This is a genomic window from Paenibacillus sp. MT86 (assembly GCF_058792535.1).
Genome location: NZ_CM179499.1, coordinates 1189039 through 1201777, shown reverse-complemented (window position 1 = coordinate 1201777; position 12739 = coordinate 1189039). Strand labels below are relative to the sequence as shown.

Annotated in this window: 10 protein-coding genes; 1 reads left to right on the top strand and 9 read right to left on the bottom strand. The window is 48.5% G+C overall.

Annotated elements, in window-relative coordinates; genetic code table 11:
- Position 1: 1 nt before the first annotated feature.
- Positions 2 to 316 (top strand): hypothetical protein, encoded by a 315-nt coding sequence (locus AC3RCL_RS05120; protein WP_492534710.1) that lies wholly within the window; start codon positions 2 to 4, stop codon positions 314 to 316.
- Here AC3RCL_RS05120 and AC3RCL_RS05115 read toward each other — a convergent pair.
- The 9 genes from AC3RCL_RS05115 to AC3RCL_RS05075 all read right to left on the bottom strand — a co-directional run bounded on the left by AC3RCL_RS05115 (position 279) and on the right by AC3RCL_RS05075 (position 12604).
- Complete coding sequence (locus AC3RCL_RS05115; RefSeq protein WP_492534709.1) at positions 279 to 1274, bottom strand: helix-turn-helix transcriptional regulator; 996 nt, start codon at positions 1272 to 1274, stop codon at positions 279 to 281. The two genes, AC3RCL_RS05120 and AC3RCL_RS05115, sit on opposite strands and share 38 nt — an antisense overlap.
- 617 nt (positions 1275 to 1891) lie before the next feature.
- Positions 1892 to 2872, bottom strand: coding sequence for a restriction endonuclease PLD domain-containing protein (locus tag AC3RCL_RS05110; RefSeq protein WP_492534708.1), 981 nt, complete (start codon positions 2870 to 2872; stop codon positions 1892 to 1894).
- A gap of 70 nt (positions 2873 to 2942) precedes the next feature.
- Entirely contained in the window at positions 2943 to 3272 is a 330-nt protein-coding gene (locus AC3RCL_RS05105; protein WP_492534707.1) for a nucleoside triphosphate pyrophosphohydrolase, read from the bottom strand.
- A 204-nt stretch (positions 3273 to 3476) separates the two neighbouring features.
- Positions 3477 to 5558, bottom strand: coding sequence for an alpha-glucuronidase family glycosyl hydrolase (locus tag AC3RCL_RS05100; RefSeq protein ID WP_492534706.1), 2082 nt, complete (start codon positions 5556 to 5558; stop codon positions 3477 to 3479).
- A 15-nt stretch (positions 5559 to 5573) separates the two neighbouring features.
- Positions 5574 to 7196 carry a response regulator transcription factor gene (locus AC3RCL_RS05095; RefSeq protein WP_492534705.1) on the bottom strand — a complete coding sequence of 541 codons (1623 nt, stop codon included), beginning with the start codon at positions 7194 to 7196 and terminating at the stop codon, positions 5574 to 5576.
- A gap of 340 nt (positions 7197 to 7536) precedes the next feature.
- Positions 7537 to 8862, bottom strand: coding sequence for an ABC transporter substrate-binding protein (locus AC3RCL_RS05090; RefSeq protein WP_492534704.1), 1326 nt, complete (start codon positions 8860 to 8862; stop codon positions 7537 to 7539).
- 113 nt (positions 8863 to 8975) lie between these two features.
- Positions 8976 to 10697, bottom strand: a complete 1722-nt coding sequence (locus AC3RCL_RS05085; protein WP_492534703.1) for a cache domain-containing sensor histidine kinase — start codon at positions 10695 to 10697, stop codon at positions 8976 to 8978.
- Between the two features lie 111 nt (positions 10698 to 10808).
- Complete coding sequence (locus AC3RCL_RS05080) at positions 10809 to 11654, bottom strand: carbohydrate ABC transporter permease (RefSeq protein WP_492534702.1); 846 nt, start codon at positions 11652 to 11654, stop codon at positions 10809 to 10811.
- A complete protein-coding gene (locus tag AC3RCL_RS05075; protein ID WP_090912339.1) occupies positions 11651 to 12604 on the bottom strand; it encodes a carbohydrate ABC transporter permease in 954 nt (317 codons plus the stop codon). Before AC3RCL_RS05075 ends, AC3RCL_RS05080 begins: the two co-directional genes overlap by 4 nt.
- Between the last annotated feature and the right edge of the window lie 135 nt (positions 12605 to 12739).

Sequence of the window (12739 nt, the reverse complement as noted above, 5' to 3'; positions counted from 1 at the left end):
CTTGGATTGGCTGCAAAATTATAACGATCTTCAGCTGGCGTTTACTCGACTTCACCAATCGGATCATCGACAGAGGATCGGATTGAAACGGGCGCTTGACATGCTGCAGCTCCCATTCATCGGGGAGCCGCACCGAGCCACCGATGACGCCTATAACACGGCGAAAGTCTTTCTTTCGATCTTCCCTAACATCCAATTGGTTACGAATAATACCGCAGAAGATCAGCTGTACGTCTCGGAAATGGTATATTCCACAGGCTCGGAAGAGAATCACCCGTTCAGTAAATTGGCGGAAATGCTGGGAATGGCGCAATAGTGCCGTTCCTTATTCCCCCCTCATACAGCTTGCGCCATCGTTCAAGCCGTTCCTTCATTCGTTCCCGGTAAGATACCGGAGCCAGAATTTCAGCATCCGGCCCGTACTGACTTACCCAGTTCATAAACTCCCGGTCGTGATTCAAGGTAACCTCGAACAACAAACCGCCATCCGGCAGGTCCTTCATCCTTGGTCTCACGAACATCTCCTCTTCCTTGATGTAACGGGCGACATCCGGCGAGAATTTCACTTTGAAATGGATTTGTTCCTCGCCGCGTTCAATCGACCAGGTGTTCTTCATATAATTCTTCAGGTTAAAGTCCCCGCGCTCGAAAGTTCGGCTGGTCATCTCCATAGAGCGGAAACGGCTCAGACGGAAGGTCCGAATATCCTTCGCCTGATGGCAATAACCGATCAGATAGAATCGTTGATCCCTCGGGACGAGGTAGTACGGATCGATCTCCCGTTCCGTTTGCTGATTCCGGCTCTGCGTATGATATACAACGGTGATCGTCTTTTCTTCCACGATGGCCTGAATGACTTGATATAGATAGTTGGGAGCATCCTCCCGATATGCGGGAGACCCCATCTGGATAATATCCGTGACATGTTTGAGGATTTCCCGATCCCGCTTCTTCTGCCGAAAATGTGACGCCATAACCTTATCGTATGCCGGTTCGAATCCCGGCGGCATGTTGCTCTGATCGACAAAGGAAGGAAGCATGGAGAAGACCAGTGCCTCCTGCTGCGTCCAATTGAAAGGGAACATGGCAAAATCCCCGGCGAACGTATAGCCTTTGCCATACCCTTCATTGGTAATCGGAGCCAGCACATCTAGTGAACGTAAATCACGGTATATCGTTCTTTCCTCGGTTTCACATCGTTCTGCCAGTTCCTTAGCGCTGATACCAGGTCTTGCTTGGATGACATAAATAATTTTGAACCATCTGAACAACATAGTTCAATTCTCCTATTGTGTTTTCATTTATGATATATACAAACTTCGACAAAAGGCAACCATATCCTCCCAGAGAACTAAAAGAATTGTACTTGTTTTTTCTAACAAAAAGCGAACTCAATATCTTTCTGAGTTCGCCTGCTACCTTCCTAAAGTGTCGACACTTGCAATACTTATGGTTAGACATAGGGCTATAGTTACAACACTACATACCGCCCGATCCCTGAAAAATAGATATAGGTTCTAAAAAATGATAAAAAGATGCCGAGCGCTCTATTTCCAAGACGTATTCCTCCGATTAACTTTTTATTCAATCGTCAATGTATTAGTCGGGTCAAATGAATCATAAACTATCTACCCATTTCGACACACAACTACATTTTCCTTTTCATTCGAACCTTCATTACAATTCCTCGTATCAGATGAATACGATTCCCATTCGCTCGAAGATTAAGACAATTACACATTTAATGTATGGTAACTTACCGTTTTACGGTTCCCCTAGTGCGTCACTTAAAAGAATGAAAGTAGCCGTTTAAGCCCCCCTTCTATACAAAAAAGCCTCAGAGCATTGTCTCTGAGGAAAATCTTTCCAATTTACTATGTAATCTCTTACCCTACTCGCTGTATTTCACATCGAACGCTCTTTCTGCAAACACTTTCAATTCATTCATGCTCAGTCGCTCTTCCTTCAGCCATTTTAAATAAATCCATAGTTCATTCTTATACTCATTCATATGCCAGTCACTCCTGCGATGAACTAGATTGTGTTTTTCAGCTAACTTAATTTGGTTCTGAACTCCCTCTTCATTTTTCTTGCTACCAAATCTTAGTATTAGACACTTATCATTAGTGTCCAACTTGGCAAAGCCATATAATTTTTTGTTCGGTTCTTTATGATAGCCTATCCCATAATTTCTTGTAATCTGGTAGTTCGCTTGCAAACTATTAATCAAAAGACTATCAATTTCTCTTGCAATGTACTCAAGATCGTTAAATTGTTTAAACCAAAAGTCGTTATTTTTATTCTTCATAAAAAGATTACTTATCTCCAAATTAAATTTGGGGAATGTTGGTGTTCCCGCTTCTTGAGTATAGCTGTCAATCCTACTAATGATGTTGTCTATTTCTCCAAGCGTTAAAGCATCGCTGCTAACGCTGATTATATTATCAAGGACATTCCTTAAATGATCGGGATCTCCAAGGAGTACGCCCCATTCGTGTTTATGCTTTAACCCTGACTCCGTAAAGTTTGCAGAAGTTATAATCCCCTTGATTGGATTACCACCTCTTGTAGCTATATAAATTTTGCCATGAAGTTTATCATCAAGGTGTACTCGAAAATGTATATTTGCAGCTTTACAATTAGCTATAAGAGATCGGAGAGAATTCGCCTTTTTGAACAAGTCTGGATCGTTATCTTTCAATGTAGTAATCAAAACAATGTTCTTTACACCCGATGGAGTTATTATGTTATTAAAGAAATCATCTAATGACTCCATTAAGAATGGACTGATTATGTATAACTCATCAACATTCCTACTAAGTTTTTTTAGTTCATCCCAATGATTTGTTTCAATATTATTTAATACTTCCATAGACACACCCAACTTTCATATTAATGATTATCAAGAACCCCTCAAATCTTACGCGAAATTTAGTTTGACATTAAGCGTTGTCGTCGACATCAATTAGATACACCCGCTCCTGAAACCCGCCCCGAGCTTCCGCCTTCTTCTCTCTCAAGACTTCAAGCTCTTCCCATGTCGCTCCATGTACAACCGCCAATGCCCGGATAACCTCCAGCATATCTGCAAGTTCTTCCAACGACTCCTTTGAATTTTGAGCGGTAAAGTACTCCTCCGACTCTTCTTTGAGCTTTATGATCAATTCTTTCTTATACTCTTCCTCATCCAAAATCCGTGTGCGAAATTCTTTGCCTGTAGATTCAATGACTTGGGGAATAAGATCCCGAACGAGCTTATTGTAAACCGGCATAGATTCTCATCCTTTACATGGCTAATGTATCCATATTTGTATCATATCAAAGAATCGCTCGAACAAAGACCACTATTTTTCCTGAAAACGGAAATAGAACAAATGCCCAATTTGTTTCCCAAAATCTGAACCCTACCATCCCCTACACCCCCAACAAAAAAGACCCCGAATTCCAACCCAGGTTGAAATTCAAGGCCCTTACCGCTACGAATAGATCACTCGATTGTGCTCATCTTCGATACCCGATTTTCGATAAAAATACGTATTGATGACATCGCGCCATTCCTTTGCACTCTCCAGCTGCTCCAGCAAGCGCTGTTTAACATGTTGGAAGCGTTGCTGATCAAGCTTAGGCTCCAAGGCTTCCCAGCGTGCGAGCCACTGCTCCACCTGCTCGCCCCCAGCAAAATGAGTGTCATAAATATGCTGAATGACCGTCTTGCCGGACTTTAACACATGGGTATAAGAAACATGGTGGAAAAATAGCAGCAATTCATCCGGGCAAGTCTCCAATCGCTCATACATCGACGCATTGGCGCCAACATATTGGCCGGAGTACCCCGTCCCTGTTGCCTGCGTCCTGTCAACGCCGATCCCGTCACGGTCCGCGAAATGATACGTTCCCCATTTGGAGTATTCGTAGCCATCCACGTCAGGGCCGTAGTGAACATGCGGCACCACCATCCAGCCCACGCCAAGCGGGGAGGTATAATTCTCGTAGACCGGCCACGATTCCATCAGCATGTCCATCACGGTCCTCATCACATCCGGATCGGGTCCAAAGGTCATCCGGGTCCATTCCTCGCCGATTTCCTCCGCCGTCAGCTCCGGATTCCACAGCAAGCGGCCATAGCCATAAAGGTTGGACTGGGCAAGGTAGTGACCGGTCCAGTTGAAGTCATCCCCAATATTGGACACGGCTGTTATGCCGCTGTACTGGTAAGGATACACTTGTCCGGCTACAATATCTTTTACCTTGCTGCCCTCCCCTTGGCAGAGCGTATCGAATTCCAGCACCTCTTTCCATTGCGGAATTAAATAGCATACATGCCTTTGCTGTCCCGTATACTCCTGCGTAATCTGAAATTCCAGCAGCTGATTCGTCCGCTCCATCGCTCCAAACAATGGCGATACCGGCTCTCTGACCTGAAAATCCATCGGACCGTTCTTGATCTGCAGGATCACATTGTCCTTGAATTTGCCGTCCAGCGGTTTGAAATGATCATAGGCGGCTCGGGCGCGGTCCGTCTGGCGATCCCGCCAATCCTGATGGCAATCGTACACGAAGCATCTCCATAAGACGAGTCCGCCGTAAGGCTCCAGCGCTTCTGCCAGCATATTGGCTCCATCCGCATGATGGCGTCCATAGGTAAACGGGCCGGGACGGTTCTCCGAGTCGGCCTTGACCAGAAATCCGCCAAAGTCAGGAATGGTTCGGTAAATATCGGTCGCTGTCTGCTTCCACCAATTCTGAACGGCCGGTTCTAACGGGTCAGCCGTGGACATATCCCCCAGCTCGATCGGCGCAGCAAAGTTCACGCTGAGGTAGAGGACGATGCCGTAATCGCGGAACACATCCGCTACGCGTGCCACATCCGGTAGCAATTGAGGCGTGATCAGCTTCGTCTCGGTCTGATGCACATTCACATTATTGATCGTGATTCCGTTAATCCCAACGGAGGCCAGCATTCTGGCGTACGTCCGGACACGAGTCAGATCGGAGACGATGGTATGGTCCTTATAAAATATCGATCGGCCCGCATATCCGCGCTCAATGGTTCCGTCCATATTGTCCCACTGATTCACCATGCGAAGCCGGTACTTCGGATGTTCGATCAGATCGAGCGCTTCGTTCGCTTGGCCCGTCTGCAGCAGACGCATAAAATGAAAGACCCCGTACAGAAGTCCCTTTTCCGATCCTCCTGCAATGAATATGAAATCCTGGTCTCCTCTTACGACGCGGCGTATGATATAACCTTCATCTCCCACACGTCCGGCTTCCTCGGCTTCCAGCGAGGCGTCAAGCAAAGTCCTTTCGATGCTCCCCAGCGTCCCTGCGACCAAGCAGGGGCCGGCTTCCATCTCTTCACGAATGAAGGGCTGTTCACCTGTCAGCAGAGCAATGCCTGTGGTCAACTCCTGAATCGCTGTACGAAATACTTGCGAAGAAACCGCCTGCGCGGTCACGATCTTACCCAAATAACATTTCAGCGGCTTTATTGCCGCAGCATGCTTCAGCGAGCTCCCATCAACCTGCAACCATGCCGGATCATAACTGCTGTTCATAATGCCTCCTCATGATCATTTCACGAGCTCCGTCGGATTCATGCCCGTGAATTTCTTAAATACCGTGCTGAAATAAGGAATGTTTTTATATCCGACCTGTTCTGCCACTTGGTACACCAATGCATTTTTCTCCATCAGCAGCTCCCGGGCCTTCTCGACCCGTACTCTGGTCAAATAATTGTTAAACGTTTCTCCCGTCAAATTCTTAAAAATCATCGACAAGTAGTTTCTCGAAATATATACCTTATCCGCCAGTCCCCCAAGCGTGAGATCCTCGGCATAGTGCTCGTGAATGTATTCGATCATAAAGTCGACAGCCTGGCGATGCTTTCCGTTCCCGCCCCATTCGCGACTGCCGAACACGAGCCCGATCTTGGTGATCAGCCATTCCGCAAGCTCGGATGGACGCTGCAGTTTCGCCATTTCGCGCGTAATGCTGTCATTCGGGAAGAAATCGTCAACGACGGTCCCCGTCTCATAGAAAGCAAAGGCGATAATTCCCCACAGCTCCCCTGCCAGCATACTGACGTATGGTTTGGTGATGCCCCCTTGCTGTTCCAATCGCTTCATATAATCCCTGATGATCGTTTGTGCCTGATGTTCTTGCGAGGTTCGAATCGAACCGGCCAGCTCCAGGTAAAGCTTAACAGGACGCACGGGAGACTTGGCCTCCGCATTGCCCGGCTCCTGTGCACAGTAGAAATACAGCTCATACTCCGGAACCGCCGGCTGCGTATTCACATCGATCGCACGAAAGGCTTCTTCTGTCGAGATACCGATTTCCCTTATACTGCTCTTGCGATCACCGATGCCGATCCGGAGCTTCAGCTTCAAATAGTTCTGCACACAGTCGATTAATCGGACACCCAGCTGCTCCAGCTGCTGCCGCACTCGCTCGGCAGACTCCGTTCGACCATGATGAATAATGACCACGGAGCGGTTGGTGTGGAGATCCGTGTGGTCGAAGCGTGGGAATGCCGCCTGCGTAATTTCGCACACCATATTGCTGATTGCAAATCGAAGGAGGCTCCAGTCCGGCAAGCTTAGATTAGCTGCCCGTTGATCGGAGATCAGCTCGATGCCAATGACCGTATGATCGAAATCGGACCAATACCGATAAGGCTCCGGAATTTCCGTTTGGAGACCTGAATGTTGCAGTGCACCCGCTGCGGCCGATTTGACCCACTCCTTCTCAACGAAGGGCTCGTAAAGCTGCAGCTTCTGGAGCAGTTCATCCTGCTTCATGCGCAGCTCTTCCTGCTCCTCCAAATCGGATATGGCTTCATTTAAAACAGACTTCAGCGTCGGAAGGCTGATCGGCTTGGATAAGTAATCGCTCACGTTCAGGCGCAAGGCCTGACGGGCATACTCGAAGTCCGAGTAACCGCTCAGAATGATCACTTTTCCTGAATAGCCGGTGTTCTTCCGCAGCTGCTCGATCATATCCAGACCATTCATGACAGGCATATATAAATCGGTAATCACGATGTCGGGGCTGGCCGATTCAATCATTTCAAGCCCTTCTTCCCCGTTCAAAGCTTCTCCCGCCCACTCTGCATTCAGTTCATCCCAAGGGATGGCTTTTCGGATTCCCTGCAGCACGGCGCGGTCGTCATCAACGATTCCTATCTTCCACATCTGAAGATCCTCCTTCTTATTTGCAAAAAGGCAATGCCTCACATTAACGGTAATACGCCATGCCCGATCGGCGATAAAACCGCTTAGGCATGACGTAAACCGGGAATAGACCGGAAACTATAAGCTGAAATAATGATTTGGATGCAGGGCAAGTACGTAAAATGTTCCTACGATCGCTGTTGCTCCCGGATTTTTGGATTTTATATTAAGCGGTAAAAATCCGGTCACAAAGGCGACCACTAGTTTAGGCTTCCGATGTAGCTTTCTTTCAGAAAGCTTTCACGGAATCATTTTACTCCCTTGCTTGCATCCATCTAGTTCTCATCTCATTTTATATGATCTATTCATATTCCTGCGCGGCCTTCTTCAACGATTCATAGGCCTTCTCCGGTGTTGTTCTGCCGAAGCTCAGCTCATCCCGGACGAGCGGGAAGTCTTTGTCGATGAAGTTCACCCAGCCTTCCGGCCCTGTCGTAAATATCTGTCCGTCCGGCGTCGTTGCGTCAATCAGTTTCATCCCAACCTTTTCGCCCTCCGGAAGATTCGGAATCAGCGACTCGGCGATCTTGGCATTGGCAGGCACACCACGAGCGGTTCCAAGGATAGCCCCTGCCTCCGGATCATTGATGAACCAGTCGATGAACTTTGCCGCTTCTTCCTTGTGCTTGGAATTAGGCGAAAGACTGAAGTACATGGACGGCTTCAGCCAGCCTCCCGCTTCCTCGGCCCGCGGCATCGTAACCAGATCGTACGCCCCTTCCTTCATGCTGTCCCATGTGGTGTAGTTATTGGAGAAGGAGTAGCGGAATAAGATCTTGCCGTTGACCAGCAGGTCTGCCGTCGGATCCATTTCCTTGTCGGATGCGTTCAAATCGGCTGGAGGTATAAGTCCGTCCTTGCGCAGCTGTTCAAACTTCTTGGTCCATTCCAGGAAAGTCGCTTCATCAATATTGAATTTGCCGTCTTCCGTAATCAAGGTGCCTTTACCCTTGGCATAGTGATAAGCGCTGAACATAAAGTAGTTGCCGGCATAATCCAGCGTGAAATATTGGCCTTCCGCCAGTTTAGGCTTTACCTCTTCCGCCAATGCGAAGAAATCATCCCATGTCCAGCCGTCTGTCGGCATCGTTGCGCCCAGCTTCTCAAGAGCCGCCTTGTCGTAGATCATCCCGAAAGCAACTGATCCCAGCGGCACGCCGTATTGCTTGCCGTCTCTCTGCCCGATCGGCAGCAGGCTCGGCGTCAATTCATCCAGTCTAACCTTGGTGTCGAGCTCTTCGAGCTGGTTGCGGGATGTCCAGTCCGAAACCCAGCCCGGGTCCATTTGGAAAATATCCGGCTCGTTATGCGCCGCTGCCTGAGTGGAGAGTTTATCCAGGTAACCGTCCATCCCGGAATATTCGGGCTCGAAGGTAACATGCGGATTTTTCTCCGTATATACCTCCAATGCCTTCAGTGTAGCTTCGTGACGCGGCTGTGAACCCCACCACATAATCCGCAGCTTGACATTTTCCGCCGCCGAACCGCTTTCGGCTTGTGTATTGTTCTTGGTTGAGGTTGTGCTTTCCGTGCTTGAGTTGGTGCTTCCGTTACCGCCGCATGCCGCCACCAGCAAGGAGAACACCATCCATAACGCGACGATCTGCAATCGCTTCCATTTGTTCATGCCGACTTCCCCCTAATAACAAAAGATTGTGGTCAATATGTATCCTATCAATTCCGAGATGACTGGAGTATAAGAGAGATGCACAATTTATTATAAAATCGTCTGATTATGTTTTACCGCTGTGCTTCCTCAAGCCTTGGAAAGGCGATCGATACAACCACTCCTCCATTCTCTCCATCTTTAACGAGGATCTCATAATCATCGTTGAAGAACGCCGAGAACCGCTCTCTCACATTCCGGATCCCGTAACCTCCTTTGCGGCGATGGCTCCCTTTGTTCTGAGGAGCAAGCCCGCTTCCGTCGTCGATAATCGTCATTCGGATCCGGCTGCCCTCTTCCTCAGCCTTAATCTGAATTCGGCCGTTTTGCCTTGCATTAAATCCGTGTATGATTGAATTTTCGACGAAAGGCTGGAGCGTCATTTTGGGAATGAATAAGTTTCGGATTTCCTGGGAGGCATGCACCTCGTATTCCAGACCGTCTTCCCACCGGATCTGCTGGATTTCCAAATAGCATGCGACGTGAGTCAGCTCTTCTTCAATCGTGATAAAGCTTTCTCCATGCGATAATCCGATGCGGAACATGCGGCCCATCAGCTCCAGAATGCGGCTCATCTTCTCCTGTCCCTCCGCAATCGCCATCCAGTTCAGCTGGTCCAAGGTGTTATATAGAAAATGCGGATTAATATTGGCTTGGAGCGCTTCGATTTCCGCCTTCCGCTGCTGCTCGTAACGCTGCGCAAGGGATGCGTACAAAGCCTGGATTCTCTCATTCAGTCTGCGAAACCCTGCAAACAGAATGCCGAATTCATTCGTGTAATCACCGGCCAGCTCAGCTTGTCTCCCACCGACATCGTAATTCTTCATCGCTCTCACTAACTGGGCGATCGGCTTCAACAATTGCCTGCTTAGCCATAGCGTTAACAAGAAAGCCAGCAATAGGGCTCCGATGCCGATGGTAATAATGGCTCCAGCCAGCTTGACGCTGCCTGACGTAATTCTCTCCCACGGGGTAATCTCCACCAGCATCCAGTTGGAGTCGGCGACTTTGGAATAGACGACCAGAGACTCGACGCCATGCTGTGTATGCAGCCGTGACACACCGGATTGGTCCGTGAACCGCAAATCCTGCTCCTGTAATCCGGCATCCCTCATTGATTTCCCGACGCTCAGCAGCTCCCTGCCGTTCAGATCCAGCAGCATCCGGTTCGAATCTTTAGAATATCCTTCGAGAATCCCGCGGATCCAATCCGCTTTCACATGCACGACAAGAATACCCAAGTACCGGGAGTTGTTGTACACCTTGCGGGAAAAGCTGAGCACAGGCACGTTCCCATTATAGGTCGTTAAATCATGCTCCTCTGACCAGGAAAAGTCATTGTTCTGCAGCAAAGGATACCATGGCTTTGTCGCAGCCTCCGTTAATCCATGGAACTGAATATAGCTCTGCCGATCCCCCCACTCCGGCTGTTCCATGTATAAATCGATGGCCTGAATTTGCGGAATCGAATAGGTTAGATGAGCCAGCGCTTCCTGTATACCCTTGGACCTCCTGTAGTGGTTGAACTCATCTTCTTTTCCCGACAGAAACGTAAGTAAATCATTGTCCCTGGACGTGGTCAGCGAGATCTGCTCGATCGACGTCAGGCGGCCCGTAATTTCGTTGTTCAGCTCCTCGAGCAGTCTTTTTTGATAATACGACGTGTTTTCAGCCAATTCCCGCGAAGTCATGACATAACTGGTCCATACCGTGATCGCCAGCACAATCGTGATCAGCCCTGCAAAGCAAATAATAAACAGGGAATCGATCCGGTATCTTTTGAAGGGATTGATCATAATTCTCATCCTCCATGCTTTACATTCCTATCAGAAAAAAACATTGAAGCTGTGCGGCGTACCGCTGCCTCAATGTTTCCTCATTTTATAATATATCGGTAGGGCTAGCTACTACCCTTTTAGTCCTGTGGTAGCTACACCCTCCACAAAGTATTTCTGGGCAAAGATAAACAGCAATGTAGCCGGTAGAATGGATACGAGCGACATTGCGAGCAATTGTCCCCATTCCGCGCCGCCTTGCGAATCGTTAATCATCCGTAAAGCCAAGCCTACCGTATATTTGTCGACGGAATTAATGTACAGGAGATGACCAAGGAAATCATCCCAGTTCCATAGGAAGCAGAAGATAATGACCGTCACGATGGAAGGCTTCATCAAGGGCATCACAATTCTCCAATAAATCCCGAACCAGCTGCACCCGTCGATCTTGGCCGATTCATCCAGCTCCCGCGGGATCCCGCGTATGAATTGAACGAGCAGGAAGACGAAGAAGGTTCCTCCCGCCCCTCCCGCTAATGCATGGGGCACGATAAACGGCAGGTAGGTGTTGACCCAACCAAATTGGTGGAACATCGCATACTGCGGAATGATGAGCACTTGGCCCGGCAGCATCAGCGTAAGCATGAGCAGCGAAAACCAGAAGCCTCGAAGCGGAAAGTCCAGCCTTGCAAATCCGAAGGCAACCAGCGTACAGGAAATCACCGTTACAATGATCACCGCAGTAATTAAATAGAACGTATTCAAATAGAAGTCTGTAAAGGTAAACCCCGGAACGGAATTCCATCCGTTGATGTAATTGGACCACTGCGGCACGGACGGGAAGATGGATGGGGAACTGAGCTCCTGGTTCGTTTTCAGCGAAGCGCCAATCCACCAAACGACCGGATAAACCATAATCAAGCTGAACATAATGAGCACCGAATGGCGGATCACGGGGTTCCATTTGCGTCTGGTCATTTTCCTTTCCCTCCTTGACTCTCGGATTCGTAGAATACCCAGTATTTCGAAGTCAGGTTAATGATCACGGCGGCAGCCACAATCAAGATCAGCATGATCCAGGCCAAGGAAGAAGAATAACCCAGCTGATAGCGGCTGAATGCCCGTTCATACAGGTATAACGCATAGACATAGGTAGAGTTCATCGGCCCGCCGCCGGTGATAACGTAAGCAGGCGTAAACATCTGGAAGGAGTTAATGACCCCCATGATGAGATTGAAAAACAACGTGGGTGACAGCATCGGAAGCGTGATTTTGAAAAATTGCTTTAGCTTGCCCGCGCCATCCACCGCGGAGGCTTCATATAGATCATTCGGAATCTGCTTCAGGCCCGCGAGGAAAATCACCATCGATGAACCGAATTGCCATACCGACAAGCCAATGAGAGACCATAATGCGGTATCCGGGTTCGTGACCCAGCCCGTTCCGGGAATTCCGAAGAATCCAAGCACTTGGTTGAAGAAGCCGTCCACGCCGAAAATATTTTTCCATAGCAGGGAAACCGCGATGCTCGCCCCGATCAAGGAAGGGAAATAAATGGCCGTTCGATAGACGGATATCCCGCGCACGGCCTTTTTTAGCAGGAGAGCAACCATCAGCGCGGCAATTAGCTTCAGCGGCACCGAGGCGAGTACATAATAAAACGTGAGCTTGAGCGATTGGGCAAATTTGTCGTCCGCCGTAATGATGCGCTCGTAATTGTCTAAGCCGACCCACTCGATCGGCTTCATGAGGGTGTAATTTGTGAAGGAATAGTACAGGGACAACAGCATCGGATAGGCTGTCAACGCCAGAAATCCGATCAGCCAAGGGGAAATAAACAAATAACCTGCAAGGGGAGAGTCCCAGCGCTTGCGAAATGACTTTTTGCGAACAGGTATTTCGGATGCTAAAGATGTTGCTCGTTCCATGAATTCACTCTCCTTTTCCATACCTTAAGTATAGAAGGAGAGCCGCCGGGAACTACATGAGACAATTGCTCAAAATCATTCAATATTTTCAGAATGTGTCGTCAGAAACGTATACGACCAAGAACCCACCGCGTC

Bases quoted from the DNA above. Each gene is read 5' to 3' on its own strand.
- AC3RCL_RS05115 (WP_492534709.1), bottom strand. From the start codon at position 1,274: ATGTTGTTCAGATGGTTCAAAATTATTTATGTCATCCAAGCAAGACCT.
- AC3RCL_RS05110 (WP_492534708.1), bottom strand. From the start codon at position 2,872: ATGGAAGTATTAAATAATATTGAAACAAATCATTGGGATGAACTAAAA.
- AC3RCL_RS05105 (WP_492534707.1), bottom strand. From the start codon at position 3,272: ATGCCGGTTTACAATAAGCTCGTTCGGGATCTTATTCCCCAAGTCATT.
- AC3RCL_RS05100 (WP_492534706.1), bottom strand. From the start codon at position 5,558: ATGAACAGCAGTTATGATCCGGCATGGTTGCAGGTTGATGGGAGCTCG.
- AC3RCL_RS05095 (WP_492534705.1), bottom strand. From the start codon at position 7,196: ATGTGGAAGATAGGAATCGTTGATGACGACCGCGCCGTGCTGCAGGGA.
- AC3RCL_RS05090 (WP_492534704.1), bottom strand. From the start codon at position 8,862: ATGAACAAATGGAAGCGATTGCAGATCGTCGCGTTATGGATGGTGTTC.
- AC3RCL_RS05085 (WP_492534703.1), bottom strand. From the start codon at position 10,697: ATGATCAATCCCTTCAAAAGATACCGGATCGATTCCCTGTTTATTATT.
- AC3RCL_RS05080 (WP_492534702.1), bottom strand. From the start codon at position 11,654: ATGACCAGACGCAAATGGAACCCCGTGATCCGCCATTCGGTGCTCATT.
- AC3RCL_RS05075 (WP_090912339.1), bottom strand. From the start codon at position 12,604: ATGGAACGAGCAACATCTTTAGCATCCGAAATACCTGTTCGCAAAAAG.